The 22,977-nt window shown below is 64.4% G+C and carries 21 protein-coding genes and 1 pseudogene; 14 read left to right on the top strand and 8 right to left on the bottom strand.

The window, feature by feature from the left end; all coding sequences use genetic code 11:
* Positions 1-3: 3 nt before the first annotated feature.
* Together ACFQU1_RS02705 and ACFQU1_RS02700 are read right to left on the bottom strand one after the other, a co-directional pair.
* Entirely contained in the window at positions 4-1,068 is a 1,065-nt protein-coding gene (locus tag ACFQU1_RS02705; protein ID WP_378128960.1) for a quinone-dependent dihydroorotate dehydrogenase, read from the bottom strand.
* On the bottom strand, positions 1,065-1,424 hold the full coding sequence (locus ACFQU1_RS02700; RefSeq protein WP_378128958.1) for a DUF952 domain-containing protein: 360 nt from the start codon (positions 1,422-1,424) through the stop codon (positions 1,065-1,067). Before ACFQU1_RS02700 ends, ACFQU1_RS02705 begins: the two co-directional genes overlap by 4 nt.
* Positions 1,425-1,554: 130 nt before the next feature.
* Here ACFQU1_RS02700 and ACFQU1_RS02695 point away from each other — a divergent pair, with 130 nt between their 5' ends.
* Both ACFQU1_RS02695 and ACFQU1_RS02690 read left to right on the top strand, forming a co-directional pair.
* Positions 1,555-2,184, top strand: a complete 630-nt coding sequence (locus ACFQU1_RS02695) for a helix-turn-helix transcriptional regulator (protein ID WP_378128956.1) — start codon at positions 1,555-1,557, stop codon at positions 2,182-2,184.
* Positions 2,185-2,803: 619 nt separating this feature from the next.
* Positions 2,804-3,970, top strand: coding sequence for a LysR substrate-binding domain-containing protein (locus ACFQU1_RS02690; protein ID WP_378128954.1), 1,167 nt, complete (start codon positions 2,804-2,806; stop codon positions 3,968-3,970).
* A gap of 35 nt (positions 3,971-4,005) precedes the next feature.
* On the opposite strand, the gene ACFQU1_RS02685 is transcribed toward ACFQU1_RS02690, so the two are convergent.
* The 5 genes from ACFQU1_RS02685 to ACFQU1_RS02665 are packed head-to-tail and all read right to left on the bottom strand — an operon-like array spanning position 4,006 to position 8,572.
* The gene (locus tag ACFQU1_RS02685) at positions 4,006-4,734 is read right to left on the bottom strand and encodes a VOC family protein (RefSeq protein WP_378128952.1); all 729 of its coding nucleotides are present in this window, start codon (positions 4,732-4,734) and stop codon (positions 4,006-4,008) included.
* A gap of 25 nt (positions 4,735-4,759) precedes the next feature.
* Complete coding sequence (locus ACFQU1_RS02680) at positions 4,760-5,500, bottom strand: ABC transporter permease (RefSeq protein WP_378128950.1); 741 nt, start codon at positions 5,498-5,500, stop codon at positions 4,760-4,762.
* Between the two features lie 56 nt (positions 5,501-5,556).
* The gene (locus ACFQU1_RS02675; RefSeq protein WP_378128948.1) at positions 5,557-6,402 is read right to left on the bottom strand and encodes an ABC transporter permease; all 846 of its coding nucleotides are present in this window, start codon (positions 6,400-6,402) and stop codon (positions 5,557-5,559) included.
* Entirely contained in the window at positions 6,399-7,550 is a 1,152-nt protein-coding gene (locus ACFQU1_RS02670) for an ABC transporter ATP-binding protein (protein WP_378128946.1), read from the bottom strand. The genes ACFQU1_RS02675 and ACFQU1_RS02670 overlap by 4 nt, the downstream gene beginning before the upstream one ends.
* Positions 7,493-8,572 (bottom strand): ABC transporter substrate-binding protein, encoded by a 1,080-nt coding sequence (locus tag ACFQU1_RS02665; protein WP_378128944.1) that lies wholly within the window; start codon positions 8,570-8,572, stop codon positions 7,493-7,495. The genes ACFQU1_RS02670 and ACFQU1_RS02665 overlap by 58 nt, the downstream gene beginning before the upstream one ends.
* 324 nt (positions 8,573-8,896) lie before the next feature.
* Between ACFQU1_RS02665 and ACFQU1_RS02660 the strand changes: the two genes are divergently transcribed.
* A complete protein-coding gene (locus tag ACFQU1_RS02660; RefSeq protein WP_378128942.1) occupies positions 8,897-10,030 on the top strand; it encodes an NAD(P)/FAD-dependent oxidoreductase in 1,134 nt (377 codons plus the stop codon).
* 194 nt (positions 10,031-10,224) lie between these two features.
* Here ACFQU1_RS02660 and ACFQU1_RS02655 read toward each other — a convergent pair whose 3' ends face one another.
* On the bottom strand, positions 10,225-11,130 hold the full coding sequence (locus tag ACFQU1_RS02655) for a LysR family transcriptional regulator (protein WP_378128940.1): 906 nt from the start codon (positions 11,128-11,130) through the stop codon (positions 10,225-10,227).
* A 97-nt stretch (positions 11,131-11,227) separates the two neighbouring features.
* On the opposite strand from ACFQU1_RS02655, the gene ACFQU1_RS02650 reads away from it, so the two are divergent.
* From ACFQU1_RS02650 to ACFQU1_RS02600, 11 genes and pseudogenes are all read left to right on the top strand, one after another.
* Positions 11,228-12,382, top strand: a complete 1,155-nt coding sequence (locus tag ACFQU1_RS02650) for a CaiB/BaiF CoA transferase family protein (protein ID WP_378128938.1) — start codon at positions 11,228-11,230, stop codon at positions 12,380-12,382.
* A 70-nt stretch (positions 12,383-12,452) separates the two neighbouring features.
* Positions 12,453-13,826 carry an MmgE/PrpD family protein gene (locus ACFQU1_RS02645; protein ID WP_378128936.1) on the top strand — a complete coding sequence of 458 codons (1,374 nt, stop codon included), beginning with the start codon at positions 12,453-12,455 and terminating at the stop codon, positions 13,824-13,826.
* A gap of 63 nt (positions 13,827-13,889) precedes the next feature.
* Complete coding sequence (locus ACFQU1_RS02640) at positions 13,890-14,918, top strand: ABC transporter substrate-binding protein (RefSeq protein ID WP_378128934.1); 1,029 nt, start codon at positions 13,890-13,892, stop codon at positions 14,916-14,918.
* Between the two features lies 1 nt (position 14,919).
* Positions 14,920-15,993: an ABC transporter ATP-binding protein gene (locus tag ACFQU1_RS02635; RefSeq protein WP_378128932.1), complete on the top strand. Its 1,074-nt coding sequence runs from the start codon at positions 14,920-14,922 to the stop codon at positions 15,991-15,993.
* The gene (locus ACFQU1_RS02630; protein ID WP_378128930.1) at positions 15,986-16,831 is read left to right on the top strand and encodes an ABC transporter permease; all 846 of its coding nucleotides are present in this window, start codon (positions 15,986-15,988) and stop codon (positions 16,829-16,831) included. Before ACFQU1_RS02635 ends, ACFQU1_RS02630 begins: the two co-directional genes overlap by 8 nt.
* The gene (locus tag ACFQU1_RS02625) at positions 16,828-17,649 is read left to right on the top strand and encodes an ABC transporter permease (RefSeq protein WP_378128928.1); all 822 of its coding nucleotides are present in this window, start codon (positions 16,828-16,830) and stop codon (positions 17,647-17,649) included. Before ACFQU1_RS02630 ends, ACFQU1_RS02625 begins: the two co-directional genes overlap by 4 nt.
* A gap of 127 nt (positions 17,650-17,776) precedes the next feature.
* Entirely contained in the window at positions 17,777-18,631 is an 855-nt protein-coding gene (locus tag ACFQU1_RS02620; protein ID WP_378128926.1) for a MaoC family dehydratase N-terminal domain-containing protein, read from the top strand.
* Positions 18,632-18,973: 342 nt separating this feature from the next.
* Positions 18,974-19,600 carry a tyrosine-type recombinase/integrase gene (locus ACFQU1_RS02615; RefSeq protein ID WP_378128924.1) on the top strand — a complete coding sequence of 209 codons (627 nt, stop codon included), beginning with the start codon at positions 18,974-18,976 and terminating at the stop codon, positions 19,598-19,600.
* Between the two features lie 278 nt (positions 19,601-19,878).
* A pseudogene (locus tag ACFQU1_RS02610) lies at positions 19,879-20,588 on the top strand (ABC-three component system protein).
* Positions 20,585-20,902, top strand: coding sequence for an ABC-three component system middle component 2 (locus ACFQU1_RS02605; RefSeq protein ID WP_378128922.1), 318 nt, complete (start codon positions 20,585-20,587; stop codon positions 20,900-20,902). Before ACFQU1_RS02610 ends, ACFQU1_RS02605 begins: the two are co-directional and overlap by 4 nt.
* A complete protein-coding gene (locus ACFQU1_RS02600; RefSeq protein ID WP_378128919.1) occupies positions 20,899-22,683 on the top strand; it encodes a hypothetical protein in 1,785 nt (594 codons plus the stop codon). The genes ACFQU1_RS02605 and ACFQU1_RS02600 overlap by 4 nt, the downstream gene beginning before the upstream one ends.
* Positions 22,684-22,977: the final 294 nt, after the last annotated feature.

Below are 22,977 nucleotides of genomic sequence, written 5' to 3'. Positions count from 1 at the left end.
GAATCAGCCTCCCGTGAAGGCCGCGGCGTCGCGGCCGATTTCGGCGGCGAGGGTCGTCGCCCCGGACTTCAGCCGATCCGCCAGCCCGCGCTTGATGTCCGCGATGAGCCCGGGGCCCGCATAGACGAGCCCGGTATAGAGCTGCACCAGGGTGGCGCCCGCCCGGATCTTCGTCCAGGCGGTCTCGGCCGAATCGACGCCGCCGGCTGCGACCAGCGGAAAAGCGCCTTCGGCCCGAAGATAGGCTTCGGCCAGCATGCGCGTCGCCAGTGGAAAGAGCGGCCGGCCGGAAAGGCCGCCCGCCTCGCCCGCTCCTCGGTCGGTCAGCGATGCCGGGCGTGAGATCGTCGTATTGCCGACGATGAGCCCGTCGACGCCACGCCGGCGCGCCACGGCGATGACATCGTCCAGCCCGGCGAGGGTGAGATCGGGCGCGATCTTCAGGAGCACGGGCCGCGGCTGTCCGCTCGCGGCGCGCGCCTCCATCACCCGGCCGAGGAGATCGTCGAGCGCCTCCGCCTGCTGCAGATCGCGCAGGCCGGGCGTATTCGGCGAGGAGACATTGACGGTGAAATAGCTCGCGTGAGGCGCGAAAGCGGCAATGCCGGCGGCGTAATCGGCGGCCCGGTCGACCGCGTCCTTATTCGCCCCGACATTGACGCCGAGAATGCCCAGCGGGCGGCGCCGCGCAAGCCGCGCCGTGGCGGCCGCGTGGCCTTCGTTGTTGAAGCCGAGGCGGTTGATGACGCCACCGTCGCGCGCCAAGCGGAAGATGCGGGGCTTCGGATTACCGGGCTGCGGCTTGGGCGTGAGCGTGCCCACCTCGACGAAGCCGAAACCGAGCGCGAGCATGGCATCCGGCACCTCGGCATTCTTGTCGAAACCCGCCGCGAGGCCGACCGGGTTCGGAAAATCGAGCCCCAGAACCTTCACGCGCAGGACGGGATCGTCGGCGGGCGGCGCGCCATGCGGCAGGGCGGCCAGCGCCCGGATGGTGAGGCCATGGGCGGTCTCGGCATCGAGCCGCGCCAGGACAGGCCGGGTGATGGCGGCGAGGCCCGTGATCATGGGATCTCGCCCGGAAAGAGATGCACGCCATCCGGTCCGAGCGGCAGCGGCGCGACGGCGATGACGGCGCTGAGCGGCAGAGGTCCATAGATATGTGGAAAAAGGTCGCCGCCGCGCGAGGGCTCGAAGCGCAGCGTCTCGCCGAGCTTTCCGAGATCGACCGTAAGCAGGAGAAGATCGGCCTGGCCGGCGAAATGCCGGCGCGCCGTCTCGCGCAATTGCCTGGCGGTCGAGAGATGGATGAAGCCGTCGGCGAGGTCGACCGGCGCGCCCGAAAAGACGCCCTGACGCCCGGCTTCGCGCCAGAGCGCGGCAGGGCAGATCTTATAGGCGAGAGCTTCACCGGCAACGGACATGACCGACCTCCGAACGGGTTCGTAGGTCACGCTTCGCTCAAGATCAATCGCAATCGGCCCTTGCGTATATCCGCATCAAATCCTATCATGAGATGATCCTCCTATTGCATCCCGACCGGATGAAGGCCGCATGACGCTCTCGCATGATCAGATCTGGTCAGCCGTCGACCGGCTCGCGGCGCGTTACGGCTTTTCGGCCTCGGGACTGGCGCGTAAGGCGGGCCTCGATCCGACCGCCTTCAACCCTTCCAAGCGCGCAGGGCCCGATGGGCGGCCGCGCTGGCCCTCGACCGAGTCGATCGCCAAGATCCTGGAAGCGACGGGGGCCTCGCTCGATGAGTTCATGGCGGGGCTCGACCGGGATCGCCGGGCAACGCGCGGCCTGCCGCTGCTCGGCTTCGCGCAGGCGGGACGCGGCGGCTATTTCGACGACGGCGGCTTTCCGGTCGGCACGGGCTGGGATGAGGTCGCTTTCCCCGATATCGGCGACGAGCGCGTCTATGCGCTCGAGATCTCCGGGGATTCGATGCTGCCGCTCTATCGCGACGGCGATGTCATCATCGTCTCGCCCACCTCAGAGCCGCGGCGCGGCGACCGGGTGGTGGTGCGCACCAGCGACGGCGAGGTGATGGTGAAGGAACTGAAGCGCCGCACCGCCAAGACCATCGAGCTGCGCTCCCTCAATCCCGAGCATCCCGACCGGGCACTGCCGCTCGCCGAGGTCTCCTGGATGGCCCGCGTCATGTGGGCGAGCCAGTAGGGGCGGCCATTTTGGGTGGGACGAATCTTGGCCGTAAACCCCACACAAATGGCTATGCGGACGGTGCTGTCGTCAGAACTCGTGCCGCTAACGGCCGAGAGGGGGCCGGTTGCGGACTGGCAGCTTTCAGTTCGGAGGCCAGCCATAGCTGCCATTTGCACTGTTGGGACCGATCGGCGACTTCCGACCCCCATTGTCGCCGTTCGGAATGCTCCTCGCGACACCCGAAACCTGCCGTTCGTCCACTTCGCCCCATTCGGCGGAGCTGGGCCGTAAGGCCGCAAACGAAAAGCTGCTAACCCTTAAAAGCTTGGCGAAGCCCTAGAGGGTGGGCCGGAAGCTGTCAGTTCGCTTTCGGGTAGGAATGCCCACGAGCGGACGTTTAGCCCCGCGTGGTCAACGTCGCGGAATGACCCGGAGGCGACGTCACACTCAGATTGCGAACGAGCGCCCCATTTCAGCCGTCGGGAGGGCTCGTGCCCAGCACCAAAAGCTGCCGGTCCGTTTAGACGACGGGATTGGCAACAACGGGTGGGAAGCGGACTCCTGGCTGCGACATCGCCAATCGACTGCATCTGGCATAGCCGACGCCGGGAATGTCTGCTCTAGGGGCAATCAGATGCCGGCGGTCGACCAGGCCGAACCGGCCATTGCTTATACTCCATATATCTACCCCCTTAAAGGCGGATGGCGGTGCAGACCTGATAAGCAGATTGGAACCCTTTCGGTTTGGCTTGCCCTTCATGCGGGAAAGTCATCTGAGCTGAGCCCAAGGTTCGTACGGCCTCTTAATCTGATAGGACGCACGAATCTGCGCCATCCATGGCTCCTCAGTCCACAGGGTGAGTTAATGAAAACAAATTTCGTTGGGCAACTGGAGGCCTTCAGAGCGACGGTGACGTGCGGCACAGTCAGCGGTGCGGCCGAGCTTCTTGGCATATCGCAACCCGCAGTCAGCCGGGCAATCCTGAGGCTCGAGGCTAATCTCGGAGTTACCCTGTTCGATCGACGAAAAGGCAGACTCGCGAGCACGCGAGAGGCCCTGATCCTGTTCGACCATGTCGAGCGCAGCTTCGCCAGCTTCGACAAGGTGCGCGAGATCGCGGCCGAGATCCGCGGCGCGCGCACCGGGCGGCTGCATATCGCCGCCATGCCGGCGATATGCGCCGGCTTCTTGCCGGACGTGATCTGCAGCTTCAAACGGGACCATCCCGATGTCGCGATCACGGTCCAGGTCCAGCACTCGACCAAGGTCGAGGACTGGATCTTCTCGCAGTTCATCGACTTCGGGGTCGCCGAGTTCCCGCTCCAGCGCGAGGGCCTGCAGTCCGAGACCTTCTGTCGGGCTCCGATGTATCTGGTCACCCGCCTCGACCACCCGCTCGCGGCGCGGGCCGTGGTCACGCCAAGGGACGTCGTCGACGAGCCGCTGATCACGCTGATGCCGGGCATGGTCGGCCGGAGGAACGTTGACGCCTCCTTCCTTCGGCAAGGCTTCAGCAAGTCCGCCGCCCTCGAATCGCAGAACTACCCGCTGATCTGCGAGCTGGTCATCGGCGGCCTCGGAGTCGCGATCGTCGATCCCTTCACAGCCGTCGCTTATCGCGGCCGCGGGCTTGCGATGATCCCCTTCAGCCCGATGATCGAATTCCACATCGGCTTGCTCCAGCCGGAGCACCGGCCGCTGTCGCGCGCCGCCAGCTCTTTCCTCGCAGTGCTTCGCAAGCATCGGATGCAGTTCCTTGCGCAGCTGCCGCGGGCCGAAGGCATGGAGGAATTCGGCTGAGGCGGGGCGGCGGCCGTTTCAGCGATTGCCGCGCGTCAGCACGATCCGGACCGGTATGCCGGCAAGCGAGACGCTGCCTTCGGCCGCGCCGCGACGAGCAGGGCCGCCGCCACGCATGCCGGGGCGGGTTTCGCCGTGACGGCGCCCTCGCCATGCGGCTGGAAGAACACGCCCGAGACCTTGAGGCCGTCGGCCGTCATGAGGGGTTCGCCGGCCGCGAGATCGCGGGCGAGCTTGCGCGCTTCCGCCTCGGGGTCGGCCGCCGCAACGACGATCCCGACGAGGTCGGTCGCGCCGTTGCCATGGGTCTGCCATTCCGGCCGCCACAGCAGTTCCGGCGTGAGGTGGTAGCAGACGAAGGCATGGATCGCGCCCAGAGAGTCCTCCGGCAGGTCGAGCGTCCTGAACCGGGCCGTCTGCGGCGCGCCGTCGAGCACGACCTCGCGCGACATCTCGACCACCTCGCGGGCGGCCTTGCCTGCGACCTGCCAGCGCTGCGCCATCGCCTCCAGCTCCCGGCCCTTGAACGCGACGGCGATGACGCCGCCCGAGGCCTCGGGCGTCGGCGCGGCCTCGGCCTCGCCGAGCTTCTGCAGCAGGGTCAGGTAGGTGCTGTCGAAATAGATCCGGCGGTTGCGCATGCCCTTGTGGCTGCTCGCCGGCGAGACGTTGAACCCGGCGGCCGAAAGGGCCCCGACCGTTCGGTCGAAATGCGGGCCGACATCGAGGACGGCGTGGTCGAGCGTCAGGCCTGTGGGGATCATGTGGGTATCGAAGGAGGAAGGAGGTTCAGTGGCCGGCCGTGCGCGCCGGCGAGGCGCGCCGCGAACGCAGCAGCAGGTCGAACAGGAGGATGATGGCCGTGACGGCGATCAGGAAGGCGCTCACTGCCGCGATCGTCGGCTCGAGCTCCATCTCCAGGCTTTGCCAGATCCGCACCGGCAGGGTCCGGAACTCGGCGCCGCCGAGGAACAGGGCGATCAGCAGCTCGTCGAACGAAGTCAGGAAGGCGAAGAGCCCGGCCGAGACGACGCCCGGCCAGGCGATCGGCATGACCACGCGCAGGAACAGCTGGATCCGGCTGCAGCCCATGCCGATCGCGGCCTTCTCGACCGAGGCGTCGACGCTCTGCAGCGACGACAGCAGGATCAGCACGACCACCGGCAGCGACATCACCGAATGGCAGAGGGCGAGCAGAACGAAGCTGCCGACCGCATCGATGCTGATTGCCATGTAATACATCGCGATGGCCGTGATGATGTGCGGGATGATGATCGGCGACAGGACCAGCGACAGCAATATCTTCTTCCCGCGCATCTCGGAACGCAGGAACGCATAGGCCGTGACGAAGCCGACCGCCGTCGCCAGCACGGCCGAGGCAATCCCGGTGCCAAGGCTGACCAGCAGGGCGCGCCGCCAGGACGGGTCGCCGAAGAACAGCGCGAACCAGCGCCACGACAGGCTGCCGGGCGGGAAGGTGAGGTAGTCGTCACCCGAGAAGGACACCACGATCACCACGACGATCGGCATCATCAGCAGGAAGCAGGCGATGGCGATGTAGAGGCGCAGCAGCCGATCGAACATGCTCAGCGCCCCATCAGCTTGTCGACATCGGACAGCCGGTAATAGATCGCGTACAGAACCGCGGTCATGACGAACAGGATGACCGCCATCGCCGCCGCGCTGCCCCAGTTCATAACGATCTCGACCTCGTTCTGGATCAGCATTGCGATCATGACGTTGCCGGGGCCGCCCATCAGCGCGGGCGTGACGAAGAAGCCGAGGCAGAGAATGAAAACGATGAGCGCGCCCGAGATCACGCCATGCGCGCTCAGCGGCAGGTAGACCTTGCGGAAGCTGTAGGCCGGGCCGGCACCCATGCCCGCGGCCGCCCTGAGCAGGCCGAGGTCGATCCGCTTCATCGCCGCGTAGAGCGTCAGCACCATGTAGGGCAGCATGATATACGTCATGCCGATCAGGATGCCGGTATAGTTGTAGATCAGGGCCAGAGGCCCGTCGATCAGCCCGGTCTTCAGCAGGAGTTGGTTGATCAGGCCGTTGCGGCCGAGCAGCACCATCCAGGAATAGGTCCTGACGATGATGCTGGTGAAATACGGCACGACGATGCAGAGGATCACCAGGCTGAAGCCCCATGGCGGCGCCACCGTCAGGAAATACGCGATCGGATAACCCAGCAGCAGCGCCCCGAGCGTCACGACGAGCGAGATGGCGACGGTCTGGCCGAGCGCGTTCCGCACCGGCCCCGACTGCAGCGTCACCCAGATCAGCTCGGCGAAGGAGCGCAGTCCGCCTGCCTCCGCGGCGGATCGGACGAAGAACAGTGCCACCGGCAGGACGAAGAGCAGCCCGATGACGACCAGGGCGGGCACGAACAGCACCGCAAGGGAACGGTTCTTTGATGCCGGGCTCACGGCGCAGTCCCGATGATGCGGCCCGATCCCGCTGGCCAGCGCAGCTCGACGCGGCTGCCCGGGGCGAACAGCGCCATCGCCTCTGTGTTCGGCTGGTCGACCGAGGCCTGCAGGCCGGGGGCAATCTCGACGCCGTAGCGCCTGTAGCTGCCAAGGAAAGAGCAGCGGTTCACCGTCCCGGTGATGGCGTTGCGGTCGGGCGCGCCGGCCGAGCCGGCGGCGGCGAACTGCAGCCGCTCCGGCCGGATGAACAGGGCCGCGCGGCTGCCTTTCCCGACGCCGGTCGCGACCGGGCCGCGCACGCTCGTGCCGTCGTCGAGCGTCAGCACGCCCTGTGCGCCCGCAAGCTCCGTGACGACGCCCGGGAACAGGTTCGCCTCGCCGAGGAAGTTGGCCACGAACGGGCTCTCCGGCAGGTCGTAGACCGACTGGGGCGCCCCGATCTGCTCGATGCGGCCATGGTTCATGATCACGATGCGATCGGACAAGTTCATCGCCTCTTCCTGATCATGCGTCACGTAGAGCACGGTCATGCCGAGCCGCCGTTGGATCTCCTTGATCTCCGTCTGCATCGCGAAGCGCAGGTTCTTGTCGAGCGCGCCCATCGGCTCGTCCATCAGCACCACGCGGGGCTGGAACACGACGGCGCGCGCTAGCGCGATGCGCTGCTGCTGGCCGCCCGAGAGCTGGCTGATCTGCCGGCCGCCGAAGCTGCCGAGCTGCACCAGGTCGAGCGCCTGCTGCACGCGCTCGCCCATCTCGGCGTTCGGCACGTTCCGCAGCCTCAGGGGGAATGCGATGTTGTCGAAGACGTTCAGGTGCGGAAATAGCGAGTAGTTCTGGAACACCATGCCGAAGCCGCGCTTGCGCGGCGGCACCCGCGAGACGTCGCTGCCGTCGACGACGATCCGCCCGGCGCTGGGCAGCACGAAGCCCGCGACCATCATCAGGGTCGTGGTCTTGCCTGACCCCGAAGGGCCAAGCAACGACACGAATTGCCCGGCGCCGATCGACGCCGAGATGCCGTCGACGACCTTCAGGTCGCCATAGTGCTTATCGACGTTGACGAGCTCGATCGTTCCGCCGGACACTATTCCAGCACCCATTTCGACCAGCGCTGGCTGACGGCCGGGGTGTTGTCCGTCCACCAGTCGTCGTCCTGCAGGAAGCCCTTGTCGCGCAGCTTGATGCTGCCGATGGTCTGGCCGAGCAGATCGTCGGGCAGCAGGGCGAAGGCGCGGTCGTTGATCGGGCCGTAGCCGAAGCCCTTGGCCATCCCGGCCTGGCTCTCCGGGGTGGAGGTGAAGTCGATCAGCATCTGGGCAGCCTCGGCATCGCGCGCGCCCTTCGTCACCGCCAGCGACTGCAGCGACACCATGTGCTGGTTCCACTGCGGGGCGAGCGGCGCGCCCTTCGCGATGGCCGTCATCAGCGGGCCGTTCCAGAGCGCGCCCAGGACGGCCTCCTTGTCGATCATCATCTGGTTCGCCAAGGCCGAGGTGTTCCAGAACTTGGCGATCTGCGCCTTGATCCGGCCCAGCGAGGCGAAGGCGCGCTCGACATCGAGCGGGTAGAGCTTGTCGGCCGGCACGCCGTCGGCGAGCAGCGCGAATTCGAGATTGGGCCGGCCGGACGACATGTCCTGCAGCGTGCGCTTGCCGGGGAACGCCTTGGCGTCCCAGAAATCGGCCCAGGAGGCCGGCACGGCGCCCTTGAAGGCCTCGGTGTTGTAGGCCATCAGCGTGCCGTACTGATAGGTGCCGCACATCATCGGGCGCCTGTAGAGCGCCGGGATGTCGGCGAGCTTGGCGAACTTGAACTTGTCGTAGTCGACCGGGACCAGCCCGCCCGCGCGCTCGGCGCGAAGCAGGATCTCGATGCCGGCATTGGCGACGTCGACATCCGGCTGGCCGGCCTTGATCGTCGCCAGCATCTTGGTCACGGTCGACGGCACGGAGACGACCTCGATGCCCGTCTCCTTGGTGAAGCGGTCCCAGACCGCCGGCTTCATGACGTCTTCGACATTCCGACCGGAGGTGCGGATCCGGACCACCCGGGCAGCGTTGGCCCGCGTCCAGGTATAGGGAGCGGCGATGATCGCCGCGGCGCCCGCGAGAACGGTCCGCCTGGTCGCGCCGCCGATGCGCGAGCCTTTTCCGTCGAAGCTCATCTTCAATCCTCCTCCTGCATCGGTGACGCCGCGCCGTCCGCTGTGGGCCGGCCTGGTGGTCTGATTATCCCCTGCGCCGCATGTAACCCATGCGATTTGCGCCTGACAGCAAAGCAGCGGCGCGGCCGGCACGCCAAATGCCCGGGCGTTCGGCAACTATGCGCGGAGGTAATACGACGGGGCTGCGGCATCATGGTAGCGCATTGCCTGTGACGGTTGCCTCGCTGCAGTGCCGCGGTGACGTCGCCCCGGTTGCCATCCAGAAGCGCGCGGGACGCTTTGTAGGCCTGTCGTCGCGGCGAGCGTTCAGTGAAAGGATCACCAATGTCCAAGAAGAAAGACCGACACGTCGTGATCATCGGCGCCGGTATTGTTGGTGCTGCGATCGCGCTTGCCCTCACCGACCGCGGCGCGATGGTTACGGTGATGGACGAGGCTGGTCCACATGCTGGAGCGACAGGGAATTCCTTCGCCTGGATAACCAACCAGGCATTCTTCCGCGCAAAGGATCCGATTCCCGAGGACTGCGCGCGGGCCTATTTCAATCTTCATCGGTTCAGCCTCGGCGCGTGGCGCGAACTTGAGTCGCGACTGGGCGCCGAGCTGGGCGTTCGCTGGGGGGGCAGCTTGCACTGGGGCTCAGGCTCTGAGGCTGTGAAGCTCGAAGCCGAGCTTTCCCGCCGTCAGGCCTGGGGCAGCCCATCCTACCGGATCAACCGCGATCAGCTCATATCGCTGCTTCCGGTTGAAGTCGTCGACGAATTCGAGTTTGGCTTCCACGCGCCGGACGAAGGCACTGTGAATCCCTATTCAGCTACCGCGAAGCTTCTTGATGCGGCGATTCAGGCAGGCGCCGTGCTCGACGCTCCACGGAAAGCCACCGGCTTCGAGTCCCGCGCGAGCGGCGGAGTCGTGGTGATGACAGAAACAGGGCCGGTAGAAGCCGACCATGTGATAATCGCCACTGGGCGCCAGACGCCGGACCTCGCGGCGCTTGTCGGCATCAATGTGCCGCTGGTCGAGACCGTCGGGCATCTGGTGCATCTAGAACCGGTTGAACTGTTCCTTGACACAATGGTCCACGGACCCTCGGTGCATGTGATCCAGCGTCACGATGGGCGTGTCATCCTCGGCCGCCACTTTACGGGAGCAACAGTATCCGATGGTGAAATGCTTGATGTAGACGCCCTTGTATCGGATGCGGTCCAGCTCTTTCCAAGGCTCAAAGGAGCGAAAGTAGAAAAAGTCACAACTGGACGTCGCATACTTCCTTTGGATGGCCTTCCAATTATCGGCCGCTCAGCCAGCATACCTGCGGTACGGGCTGTTGCCACAAACGCCGGCATTTCGCTCGGTCCGGTGCTTGCGCAACTGATAACGACCGAAATCCTGGACGGCGTCGATGTAGAGCTGCTCAAGGCCTACCGCGCGGAACGCTTCGAACAGCCCGCAACCTAACGCCGCTCCTGGCAAAGCCAATGCGGCACAAACGGCCTTTTTTTGCGTCGCTCGAACGCCACCCACGAAGGACCGACTTAGGGCGCGAGCTCGCCTCGTGCGAAAGATTGATTTCACCATGCTGTCGCTTTGACCGGCACCGAAGTCTCGCCAAGAAGGTCTGGGGTCTCGCGAAGTGCCTAAAAGGTTGGCGCCTAGGATGACCTAGGAGAGCGAAAGCGGATCGAAACGAGGTGCTCGAACAACTGAAGCGCGACCGGCGCGAGGCGGTTCTTGTCCTTCACGCAGATGCGCAAGTCCCGGTGGGACCATTCGTCCAGCAGCGGCACGATCCGGATCGACATGGTCTGAGCGGCACGGAGAGCGGAGCTTTCCGGAACGACGGCGATCCCTGCCCGGCTCTCCACCATCTTGCAGACCTGCTCGAAGCCTAGCAACTGCATCCGGACTTGGAGGATATGACCGGAACGCGCAGCCTGCTCGGCGACAAATGTCTGGATGGCGCTGGTTTCCTGAAGACCGATGAAAGGCTCGCCCAGTGCCTCCTTGAAAGCCAGCTCGAGGACATCCGGCCGCCAACCATGGGGCACCACCAGAACGAGCCGATCCCTGGCGAAGGGAAAGTGCTCAAGGGAACCCATATTGATCGTGCTCGCGACGATGCCGATCGCCGCCTCGCCGGAAGAGACCGCTTGCACGATGTGCAGGCTCAGGCGCTCTTCCACCGATACGCTGATGTCGGGATTGGCCGCCAGAAAGGCGCCGAGGGCCTGCGGCAGAAATTCGGCGAGCGCATTGGTGTTCGACATCAGACGAACCTTGCCTTTCAGTCCGCGCGCGAACTCCGAAACGTCTGCCTCCAGCAGGGCCGCGTCGTTCAGCACGATGCGTGCGTGATTGAGCATGGCGACGCCGGCGCTGGTCGGAACCACGCCACGTTTGCTGCGCTCAAGCAGCTTCACCCGAAGACGCGCCTCCATCAGGCGAATGCGTGCGCTCGCCGCCGCCAGCGCCAGCCCTATCCTCTCGGAGCCCTTGGTCAGACTTCCGGTGTCTACGGCGGCAACGAAGAGTGACAGGTCGATCAGGTCGAATTTCATGTCCTTCCTTCGCATTTCGCGAAGGCTGACTCAATGACATGCAAATTTCGGAACGCGCGACCGCAGGTAATAGATGGAATCTCACCAGGATTTCGAGATGCCCACCCTGAATATGCGACCCTTGGACGGAGTGACCGTCGTCACCCTGGAGCACGCGATCGCCGCACCGTTCGCGACGCGACAACTCGCCGACCTAGGAGCGCGCGTGATCAAGGTCGAACGTCCCGAGGGCGGCGACTTCGCCCGCGGCTACGACAATCGGGTCAAGGGCGGGCTCGCCTCGCATTTCGCGTGGTGCAATCGCTCCAAGCAGAGCGTCGCGCTTGATATCAAGTCCAAGGAGGGCGAGGCGGCGCTGCGCGATCTAATCCGTCGCGCCGACGTCTTCATCCAGAACCTCGCGCCGGGAGCAACGGAAAGGCTCGGCCTGTCCGCCGACAGGTTGCTGCCGGACCACCCCCGTCTGATCGTATGCGACGTGTCAGGCTTCGGCGCCGGTGGTCCCTATGAAGGGCGCAAGGCCTACGACCTGTTGATACAGGCGGAAGCCGGCCTCCTCTCCGTTACCGGGACGGCGACGGAACCGTCGAAGGTCGGCATCTCGATCGCAGACATCGCGACCGGGATGTATGCCTACAGCGCCATCCTGGCGGCGCTCCACCTCCGCGAGAAGACCGGGCGCGGCTCGCATGTCGAGATATCGATGCTCGAAGCGCTGGGCGAGTGGATGGGCTATCCCCTCTACTACACTTATGAGGGCGCTGAACCACCCGCGCGGACCGGCGCCGCGCACGCGACGATCTACCCTTACGGCCTGTTCGAGACCCGAGACGGTCAGGTCCTGTTCGGTCTCCAGAACGAGCGCGAGTGGTCCGCCTTCTGTCGGACCGTGCTGGACCGGCCCGAATTGGTCGACGATCCGCGGTTCGCGTCGAACGGCGCCCGCGCGGCCAACCGTGTCGAGCTCGAACGCATCATCGGCGACCGGCTCGGCACGCTTGCGCGCAACGAGGCGACGTCGCTGCTCGATCAGGCCGGAATCGCCAACGGCAACGTCAACGAGATGGCCGGGGTCTGGAGCCACCCGCAATTGCAGGCGCGCGGCCGCTGGCGCGAGATTTCCAGCGAGGTCGGACGGATCCCGGCCCTGCTGCCGCCCGGAAACTCGAGCGCCTTCGAGCCGGTCATGGGACCGGTTCCGGCGCTTGGCGAACACACGGAAATGGTCCTGGAGGAACTGCGCGTGGGATGACCGACAGCGCAGTTCCTCCGCGAAAGAGCGCTAGCAAAAGCCAAGAACACGAGGGGAGTTCGCAACGATCATGGTGTCCGCCGACCTGACTTCCAGACTGTCATCCTATGTCGCCGGGCTGACCGCCGACGACATCCCGGCCCCGGTCATCGCGCATGCCCGCCTCATGCTCGCCGATACGATCGGCGTAGCCCTGGCGGGCACCGGGGAGAACTCCGCTCGGATCGTGATGAAGGCGCTCGGCCGCGAAACCGGCCCTTGCGCGGTCTGGGGGACGCGGGACACCGCCAGCCCGAGCGCCGCGGCGCAGATCAACGGCGCCCTCGCGCATGCGCTAGACTACGACGACAACAACATGTCGATGATCGGCCATTCCTCGGCACCGGTCGTTCCGGCGCTTCTGGCGCTGGCGGATACGGCGGATGTCTCGCTGCTCGACATCATCGTCGCCTATGTGGCGGGCGTGCAGGTCGAGAGCGTCCTGGGCCGTATCGCGACCCTCGAGCATAACGCCCGCGGCTGGCATACGACCTCGACGCTCGGAAGCTTCGGCGCGGCGGCGGCCTGCGCTCGCCTGAAGGCCCTGGCCGCCGGACCGACCGCCGATGCCCTGGCGATCACGGCCTCGTTCGCCAGCGGTCTGAAGCACAATTTCGGCACCACGACCAAGCCTCTCCATGCGGGTATGGCCGCGCGGAACGGTCTCTTGGCGGCCGATCTCGCCGCCGCGGGCATGGCGGCCAATCCCCTGGCCGTGGAAGGCGATCAAGGCTTCCTGTCCTTGTATGCGGGAATTCCGCCGAAGGATCAGAAGCTGCTGGAAGGCGCCCTGTCCGGGTTCGAGATCCTCCAGTCCTTCCCGAAGATCTACCCAACCTGCTCGATGGTGCACCAGCTCCTCGATCTTGCGATCGACGGGCTGGCCTCGCAGCGGATCCAGGCGGGTCAGATCGAGAACGTCACGTGCAGCGTCAGCTACCACGCGGCGTCGATCATGAACTACCCGCAACCGCGCAATCCGACCGAATGCCGTTTCAGCATCGAGTACTGCGTGGCGGTCGCCCTGTGTCACGGCACCGTGGCGAACAAGTACTTCGACGAGGCGGTGATCCACGATCCTGCGGTTCGCGAGATGATGACCAGGATCAAGCTCGTGATACCGCCCGAGCAGTCCGACAAGGAACGGTTCGAGGCCGCCTATCTCAAGGGCGAGGCGAAGAGCTGGCTCGAGGTCGAGCAGCGCGACGGCAGCGTCTTCAAGGAAGGCGAAGCACTCCAGAAGGGGCACCCTGACAATCCCGTAGGGGCCGCTGAAATCCGCGAGAAATTTATGGCCTGCGCCACCGTAGCGCTGTCGGCCAATGCCGCGGAGGCGCTCTGGAGGCGACTGGTCGAGGACGATCCGGCCGTCCGTTTCAAGCCGGCGGAGGCACTGAGGAACTGAATTCGCGCGCGGCCGAACGGCTGCGGCGGAATGGTCGAAAAATCGCAAGAATGGGGAAGTGAGATGAAGCTACTTACGATCGCGACGGCCACCATCCTCGGCGCCGGACTGTCCGCGGCGCAGGCGCAGAGCGTCACCGTCGGCGTCTTCGGCGGTCAGGCGCAAACGGCCTTCACTGAGTGCGTGTTCAGGCCATTCACGGCGAAGACCGGCACGAAGGTCGTCCTCGATATCGGCGCCTCGGCCGTGACGCTGAACAAGCTCGTCGCCCAGAAGTCGGCGCCCGCCATGGACGTCGCCTTCATGGATGGAGGACCTTCGGAACAGGCCGCCGCCGCAGGCGTGCTCGAGGCGCTGGACGCGCAGCGCATTCCCAATCTCGCGAACGTCGTCCCGCAGGCAATCCACGCGCAGGGCGACCGGACCTACGCTGCGGGCGTGTTGTTCTATTCTTTCGGTCTTCTCTACAACAAGGACACCGTCAAGGAGCCGCCCAAGGCCTGGGCCGATCTCTGGAGCGGCAAGTACAAAGGCCAGGTCGCTCTGCCCTCGATGCAGATCTCGATGGGCCTGCCCTTCCTCGCTCATATGGCGACGATCAGCGGCGGCTCGATGACCGACCTCAAGCCTGCGCTGGAAAATCTCCGGAAGGTCGATGCGGTGGCGTTCTTCGCCAGCGCCGGGAACATCTCAAGCATGTTCCAGGCCGAGGAGGTCGCGGTGGCTCCACACTTCTCGACCAGCGCCCTCGAGCTGATCAAGGCGGGCGCGCCGCTCGAGTTCGTCGCGCCTACCGACAAGCCGATCGCGAACGATTCCCGGGTTCACCTCGTCAAGAATGGGCCGCATCGCAACGAAGCCGAACAGCTCATCGACATGAGCTTGACCAAGGAGGCGTCCGCCTGCCTCGCCGAGAAGTTCAACGGTGGGCCGTCGATCAAGGATGTCGTCCTGAAGCCCGAGATCGCCCGGCTCATGCCCTGGGGCAAGGATGGTTCGGTGGCCGATCTCGTCATGCCCGACTGGAACGAGATCAACGCCCGACGCAGCGAGATGACGGCCCTCTTCGAGGCCCAGGTGGCACGGAAGTAGGATGATCGATCACATCCTTTCGGTCCGCGGGCTCACCAAGGCCTACAACGACCTGCGGGCCCTGGACGACGTCTCGATCGACGTCGCCGCCGGGGAATTCATCGCGCTCCTGGGCCCCAGTGGTTGCGGCAAGACCACCCTGTTGCGATGCATCGGCGGCTTCGCCGATGCATCGAGCGGCGACATCCTGATCGAGGGCAAGTCGGTCATCGACGCCCCGGCCTACCGTCGGCCGGTGAACACCGTGTTCCAGAGCTACGCCCTCTTTCCGCACATGACGCTCGCCGAGAACGTTGCCTTCGGGCCGCGGCGCTCCGGCGTCGCGTCGACCGAGATAGCCGCCCGCGTCGCGGAGGCGCTCGAGATGGTCGGTCTCGGCCATGTCGGCGACCGCTATCCTTCCCAGCTGTCGGGCGGGCAACAGCAGCGCATCGCCCTGGCGCGGGCGATCATCAATCGGCCGCGGCTGCTGCTCCTCGACGAGCCGCTGGGGGCGCTCGACCTGAAGCTGCGGCGGCAGATGCAGATCGAGCTGAAGAAGTTGCAGGAGCAGCTCGGCACGACCTTCATCTTCGTCACCCATGATCAGGAGGAGGCCCTCGTCATGGCCGACCGCATCGCGGTGATGAACCGCGGCAGGGTCGAGCAGATGGGGAGCGGCAAGGAAATCTACGACCGGCCCGCCAGCCGCTTCGTCGCGGATTTCATCGGCGAGGCCAATCTGATCGCCTGCACAGTCAAGGCGGGCAAGCTGACGCTCCGGGGGCAGCCCTTGGGCGGGCCGAGCGTCGCCCGCGAGGACAGCGACTATCGCCTGCTGGCCCGGCCGGAGCGACTGCGGCCCGTGATATCGGCGTCCGCCAACGCGATCGCCTTCCCAGCGGTGGTGAAGCGCACCGTCTACATGGGCGATGCGGTCCGCATCTTCCTCGAACTCGCCGACGCGAGCGAGATCTCGATCAAGCTGCCGAGCGGCGATCCCGGCGTCCCGGAGATCGCCATCGGCCAGTCGCTGACGCTCGAGCTGCTCGACGACAACCCGATCCTCTATCCCGATCGGGGCGACCATGAATAAGCGCGGGCTCGCCATCTGGGCGTTGGTCCTCATCCCGGGCTGCTTCGTCCTTGCCATCTTCGTGATTCCGCTCGCCGCCATCTTCCTGTCCAGTCTCGGCGGTGAGGCAGGCGGACCCACGATCGCGAACTACGTCGAGACGGTCACCAACCCGCGCTATCTGTCGGCACTGGCCGCGACCATTCGGGTCTCCGCCATCGTCACGCTGGTCTGCGCCGTGGCGGGCTATTTCATTGCCTATTTCATGGTTTTCCAGCTGAAGTCGCGGCTTCTCAAGCGCTTCTGCTACATCGTCGTCGTCCTGCCGCTCTTCACCAGCAACGTCGTCCGCTCCTTTGGCTTCATGATCATCCTGAGCCGGAACGGGCCCATCAACCAGACGCTGCTCGTGTCCGGCATGGCCGATAGGCCGCTCCGGCTCCTCTACAACGAGCTCAGCGTCATTATCGGCCTGACCTACATATCCCTGCCGTTCGCGGTTTTGGCCATCGTCGCCGCACTGCATTCGATCCGGCCGGAGCTTCTCAACGCCGCCAACGACCTGGGGGCCGGACCGGCATCGACCTTCGCCAAGATCGTCTTCCCGCTGAGCCTTCCGGGCGTCGTCAGCGGAGGCGTGCTCACCTTCACGCTGTGCGTCAGCGCCTACGTCACCCCGAGCATCATGTTCGGCGGTCGCGGCTCGGTCATGTCCATTGAAATCTACGAGCAGTACATGAGCGCCTTGAACTTCCCGCTCGGGGCCGCGCTGGCCATCTGCCTGACGATCACCGCCCTCGCGCTGATCATCCTTCAGGCCTGGTTGACCAACCGCACGATGGCGTGGAGCAGGCAATGACCTTCGCGATGCACCGCTTGGGCAGCCGCGCCTCCGGGCTCCTGGTCCGGCTCATCGCCCTGCTGCTGTTCGGCTACATCCTGTTTCCGCTGATTGTGACCATCGCGGTCTCATTCAGCGATACCAGCCTGCTCAGATTCCCGCCGTCGGGCCTGTCCCTGCGCTGGTATACGACGTTCCTCCAGGATCCGGACTACATCAGCTCGATCATCAACAGCACCAAGGTGGCTGTGGCGGCGACGCTCATCGCGCTGCTCCTGGGCATTCCGGCCGCCGCCGCGATCGCCCTCGGCCGCCTACCCGGCGCCGCCCTTCTGTCGTCCTACTTCGTGCTGCCGCTCATCGTGCCGCATGTCGTCTTCGGCGTCGCGCTGCTTCAGGTCGCGTCCAGTCTCGGGTGGGCTCGTTCGACGCCGATCCTGGTGATGGGCCACGTCATTCTGGTTCTGCCCTACGTGGTGCGGATGATGCTCGGGGCCTTCGTCGGGATGGATCCCCGGCTGCGCGATGCCAGCCTCGATCTCGGCGCCAACGAGTTCCAGACCTTTCGCCTCGTGACGCTGCCGATCGTGAGCTCGAACGTGTTCGCCGCCGCGATCTTCTCCTTCGTGGTTTCCTGGACCAATGTCGAGCTCAGCATCTTCAATGCTGCCCCGGACTTCTCCCTGACGCCGTTGAAGATCTTCAACTACGTCCAGTACTCGATCGATCCGACCATTGCCGCGGTCTCGGCGTCGACGATCTACGCAGCGATCGTCCTGCTACTCGCGATCGATCTCCTGGTCGGAACCGAGAAATTCGCCGGCATCCAAAAATAACAATCGCTTGGCGACTCATGCGGCGCCACGCCGCGCGCTGAGGCGCGCATGGCCCGTGCCAACATTCCCGATCAGGCAACGTCGCCGTGCACCCGAACGGGCGTTGGCGCTCCTCGAGGACATCGTCATGAACCCGCTACCAGAAATCGATCTCGTGCTATTGCGGACATGGATCGGTCGGCAGGAAATCGTCCACGACTTCGTTACCGAGGATCTCGCGCGGAAATATCACGCGACGATGGACTATGGCGGCGAGGCCCCGTTGCCTGGGCAAGCGGTTCCCCGTCTGATCCATCTCTGCCTCGCCCAGCCTGCGGCGGCCGCCCATTTGCTCGGCCCCGACGGCCACCCGCGGCGTGGCGGATTCCTGCCACCAGTGCCGCTGCCACGCCGGATGTGGGCCGGTGGGTCGTTCGTCTTCCACGACGACCTCAAGGTCGGTCAGGCAGTCAAGAGAACCTCGACCATCGAGAACGTCGTGCTCAAGGAAGGTAGGACCGGTCGGCTCTGCTTCGTCACGGTGAAGCACGTCATCGAGGCCGATGGGGCGGCGGTCGTGGAGGAGCGCCAGGACATCGTCTATCGGGATGTCGAAGCGCCGGGCGATACCCCGGCGGCGCCCCCGCAATCCGAGATCGGCGAAGTGACTAGGCCAATGCGGGCGGAGGCACCGTTGCTGTTCCGGTATTCCGCCCTGACGTTTAACGGCCACCGGATACACTACGACCGCAGATACTCCACCGAGGTCGAAGGCTATCCTGGCCTTATCGTGCACGGACCGTTGCAGGCCGCTCTCCTCTGCGATTTCGCTGGCGAGCTACGCGGAAAACCGCCGACCCGTTTCGAGTTCCGCGGCTTCTCCCCCCTGTTCGACATCGATGCATTCTCCCTGCACGCGACCGAGGCGGAAGGCTCCTTGCGGCTGTGGACTGCCAAGAACGGCGGCCCCTTGTGCATGGGCGCGACCGCCTATTGGGATTGAGGCGCTTTATCTCGTATGCGGGGCATCGTCCCGCCGCTTCAATATGTGATCGTCGGTGGGTCCTCAGACTGGTTCAGCACGCTGAAATTGTTTGGGCTGCCACGGCAAGGACGCTGCCGCCGAGGCGGATGGCCATCCGCAAGGCTTCGTGCAGTTGCAAATAGAAGTTATTTGACCGTCCCGATGGAGACCGGTTAACCGGCCAAGGGCGGCACGCCAACGTCTGCTTTCGGGCCGAGAGCCAAAGTCGGCTTCTGGCGCCGGCATGCCAACGCCGACCTCTTCGCGACCGGCTCTTATGGCATTAGCCTAATCGGGGCTGCTCCTCGGAAGGAGGATGCCATGCACGTCAATCAACAGACCCACCCACAGCACGAGCCTTGGAACGCCGGCCGGATCGTCGGTGCCAAACCTCCCCTGAAGCCCAAGCATATCTGGGCGCTGCGCACGCGGCTGCAGATTGCCAATCGGATGCGCGATCTCGCCATGTTCAACCTTGCCATCGACAGCAAGCTGCGTGGCTGCGATCTGGTCACACTGAGGGTCGGCGGCGTATTCTCCGGCAGCGGCATTCGCACGAGATCGGTGGTCGTCCAGCACAAGACCGCCCAGCCGGTTCCCTTCGAGATCACCGAACCGACGAAGGACGCACTGGCTACGTGGCTCGCAATCCGGCGTGCAAAGGGAAGCGATTGGCTTTGGCCGAGCCGCAGCCATAGTGGAGGACATGTCACGACTAGGCAGTACGGACGTCTCGTCGATCAATGGGGCAGCCTGATCGGCCTCAACCCGGCGGATTACGGGACGCACAGCCTGCGGCGAACAAAGGTCTCCATCCTCTACAAGCGGACCGGAAATCTGCGTGCCTGCCAGCTCCTGCTCGGTCACACCAAGCTCGAAAGCACCGTGCGCTATCTCGGGATCGAAGTGGACGACGCCTTGAGCATATCGGAGCAAACCGAGATCTGAGGTTTGGCACTGGCAATTCTAGGGACTGCCGGTGCCGCTGACCCTTAGGCGACCTTGGGAAGGTCCGGTTCCGAGTGACGCCGGGCTTTGACCCTGAGCAGACCCGTGGAGCGTCCGCTTGCAAGCTGCATCGTGGATCGTTGCTGCGTCCTTTGCTGAGAACTGCGTCCTAGGGGGTATCCGAGCTTCTGCGGCTGGTTATGGCGCCGCATTCCGCTGGAAGCGTACCGGGCGGCATGATAGGGTCGCGCAAGCACCACAGCCATAGGTGGTGAGTAATGGGGCGACCTTCGTCACCCACCAGGGCCTTGCAGGATTTGCTTGATGATCCCGCCAAGCTAAAGGCTGAGGTTGTCGCCGTCTGGGACAAGTACTGTGCAAAGAAGATCACGGCGAAGAGCGTCATTGGCCTCTCTCCCGAACTAAAAGCGCATATCGACGCCTTTGATTTCTCCGTATTTCAGGCCAAGCAGCCGCTGGAGCTTATCGCGGAGCACAAGCAGACGCCGTTTCATTTGGTGGTGTTCGGCGCGCCGTTGATCGATCGCCCACCGCCACCCAAGCCGCCCTCGGAGATGCATGGGCAGGAAAGCGGATACATCGAGCAGCTGTTCGCCGTGATCGCGGAACATCTGAAGATTCCGGTCGCGGCCGTAACTGACTTCGCTGAACAGCCGAAGATGCGCGCTCTTTTCGAGCGGTCACGGCTCACCTTCTACAGCGCTGAAGGCCTGAAGGAGCTGGCGCGCGACCAGATGGCCGATCAAACCTTCTTCGAAACGCTGTTGGACGAATTCTGCAACGGGCTCTATCACGCCTATTCCTCCGAAGGGCTCGCGGGCCTCAAGCGACTCCAGGAAACCGTGAAGGCGGCGCAGTCGCTCCAGCTGGGGGGCATATCCTCGGTGACCATGCCACGACCAATGACCGCGAAGGCATCTGCCACCAGCTTGCGAACGACCAGCGCGTGAAATGGTGCGAAACATGAGTTCAGGCGAAGCCACGAGTCCTGCGCGTCTGTTCAATACCCCGCTGGAGTGCGGATTCAGGTTGCTGTTCGTTCTCGACGCGGGAAAGATCGAGTCGGACCTCCAGCGTCTGATCAGCTTTGACTACCTGCTCGTTCACTCCGGAGATGTGGATGGCGGGCCTCCGAGCCTGCACCCCGCGGGGCCATTCCGCGGAGCGGAGTTCCTCGTCAAGCGCGATCTCGTACGTGCCGGGCTCGACTTCATGTTCTCGCGGGAGCTTCTAGACAAGCGCCACAGCCCGTCCGGCATTGTGCGGCTGACGCGATCATGACTTTCGCCGCGGCTGGCAACGCGGTCGCTGGAGATTCCGACACCGGCAAGAGCTACATGCTTCGCTGCATCGACTACGTCTTCGGCGCCGAGGCGATGACCAAAGTCATCAAGGAAGCCGGTCCCTACGAGCGTGTTCTTGTCGAACTGGAAAATAACAAGGGGGAGTTTCTGACGCTCGTTCGCGCGCTCGCCGGCGGGGATGTAGCGGTGCATCATGCCCCGATCGACAAGATCGCCGGCGAGGGGACGGTCATCAAATGGATGCGGAAAGGCACGAGCAAGCTTCCGGACGTCACCTCCGTGCTACTGCCTTTCGCCGGGATCGGAGAAGCCCAGCTCCGGAAGAACAAGCAGGGCAAGAAGCAGCGGCTCACGATCCGGACGCTGATCCCGGTATTCCTTGTCGACGAGATATCGATCATCGCCGAGCGGTCGCCGGTTATCGGCACCGTGGGTTTCGACACGACGGCACGAAAGAGGATGCTGTCCTACCTTCTCACCGGGCAAGACGATGAAGCTGTCATCGCCGATGAGAAAAAGGAAATTGCATCCGCCAAGTCCGCTGCCAAGATTTCCCTGATCGATGATCTTCTTGCGCCGGTCGATGCGCGGCTCGGCCGGTTTCCGGACGGTCAGGACGAACAGGGATCGATAGAACGCGTGGACGCTGCCATAGAGCAGGTCTCAGCGCTGATCGATGAAAACAGCGCAGAGCGCGCCCAGCTCCTGAATGAGCGGCGGGATGTTGTTGGTAATCTGCATCGCGCCGAGAGCCAGCTTGTCGCCATCAACGAGCTGTCGGTTCGGTATCAACTCCTTGATGACCGCTACGGATCGGACCTCGACAGGCTCGATTTCATTTCCGAAGGGGCCCATTATTTCGGCAGCCTTCAGGAAGTGCGCTGCCCGCTGTGCGATCAGCCTATGGACGGGCGGCACCAGCATTGGCGGAGCGACAGTGAGGCGGCGCAGCCTGTCTACAGTTCCGCACGGGTGGAAGCGGCCAAGATCATTGGCCATCGCGCCGATCTGGGAGAGGCAATCAAGGATCTTCAGCAGCGGCGCTCTGATCGCGACGATGACAGGCAGAAGGCGCAAACTCGCCTTGAAGAGATTGAAACGCGGCTCACGGAGCATCTGCTGCCGGCGTTGAGGGAAAGCAAGGCGCGACTGGACACCATGATCCAGCGTCGCCTCGAGCTGGAGCGCGTTAAGCTCGACCGCGAGAAAGCGAACGAATTGCGCGCCCTGCGCCTGGAGCTGGAGAATTCAGCTGCTTCTGCGGGCTCCTCTTCGAAGAAGTGGGCCGCGCTGGGCGCGGCCCCGCTCAGAGCCTTGTGCGATGAGATCGAGGCCGTCCTGAAAGAATGGTCGTGGAAAGACAAAGGCAGGGTTGTCTTCGATGAGAAGGCCTATGACATCGAGGTCGACGGCCAGCCCCGCCAATCCCATGGCAAGGGCGTCCGGGCGATCCTCTATGCCGCCTTCGTCATCGGACTGCTGCGCTATTGCCGCAAGAACGACAAACCTCATCCCGGCTTTGTCGTCCTCGACTCTCCCCTGACCACTTACAAGAAGGGCCAGCCCAAGGAGCCCGGTATCGATCCCGGCATCGAAACGGCATTCTGGGCTAGCCTTGCCTCGCTTCCCGCCGATCTTCAGGTTGTAGTCCTTCACAACAAGGAGCCGCCGCCGGAGGTCGCATCCGGATTGAAATACGAGTGGTTCGCGGGGCAGGAGGCCGGGCCAGATGACCGCGTTGGGTTTATCCCTCCCTGAGACATGAGGATACCAAGTACCGGCGCGTCCGTTGCTTGGCATCTCTTCTCAAAAGGCTCAAGCTAATGTCTAGTTCTCGGCGACGCACCAATGACTGCTCCTGGCAGCAATCAGGTCCTCCAGCAGGACTGTCAGGAACGTCTGCTTTCAGAAGACCTTGAAACTGCCTCGAACGGCGACGGTGGGGCGCATTGCAGTCGATGTGCTGCGGTCTCCTGAATGACCGCTTTTTCAATTTTGGTACCCGGAAGCGGTCGGGCAGGAAACCACCCTCTTGTTGCCATTCCCGTCCTC

The organism is Chelatococcus sp. GCM10030263 (genome assembly GCF_042666455.1).
In the GTDB taxonomy this organism is placed as follows: domain Bacteria; phylum Pseudomonadota; class Alphaproteobacteria; order Rhizobiales; family Beijerinckiaceae; genus Chelatococcus.
This window is presented reverse-complemented; position numbering and strand designations above follow the sequence as displayed.